This is a genomic window from Mammaliicoccus sp. L-M44 (genome assembly GCF_022386355.1).
Taxonomy (GTDB): domain Bacteria; phylum Bacillota; class Bacilli; order Staphylococcales; family Staphylococcaceae; genus Mammaliicoccus; species Mammaliicoccus sciuri_A.
The window spans coordinates 1-711 of the sequence record NZ_JAJNIU010000062.1 but is presented as its reverse complement, the minus strand read 5'-3'; the positions used below and the strand labels follow the sequence as shown (position 1 = coordinate 711).

At 33.1% G+C, this 711-nt stretch carries 1 protein-coding gene; it reads left to right on the top strand.

From position 1 onward, the window contains the following. A partial coding sequence (locus LQ611_RS13915; protein WP_239709672.1) for an IS256 family transposase occupies nucleotides 1–711 on the top strand: 711 nt, incomplete at both ends.

The window sequence follows — 711 nt, the reverse complement described above, 5'->3', positions numbered from 1 at the left end:
GCTAGAAAAAAACGAGATCCTAAATCTGTCGAACTTGCTAATAGAATTATTGCTGAGTATGCACCTGAATCTGTTGAAGATATGGAAAATGCACTAAAAGATGTTTTTGGACCTATGTTTGAAGCTATGTTACAAGGTGAAATGAATAACCACTTAGGATATTCTTCGAATGATAAATCTGATAAAATTACCGAAAATAGACGCAATGGATATGGGAATAAAACACTTAATACCACTAAAGGTAACATTGAAATCAATGTCCCAAGAGATAGAGATGCCTCATTTGAACCACAGTTAATAAAGAAACGTCAGCGTGATGTTTCTGAAATCGAAGATAAAGTAATTTCTATGTATGCCAAGGGCATGTCACAACGTGATATTTCTTCAACAATAGAAGATATCTATGGTTTCTCTGTATCTCATGAAATGATCTCTGATATTACTGATGCCGTTATTCCTGAAATGGAAGAATGGCAAACTAGACCATTGGAAAAGTGCTATACATTTGTATTTGTGGATTGTTTATATACTAAAATTAGAACTGATTATGAAATTAAAGAATATGCAGTATACACTATTCTAGGGTACACGATTGATGGAAAGAAACAAATACTTGGTTTATGGCTTAATGAAACAGAAAGCAAGCATAAGTGGATGCAAATATTTGATGAAATTAAGGCTCGTGGTGTCGAAGACATTTTCTTTTTATCT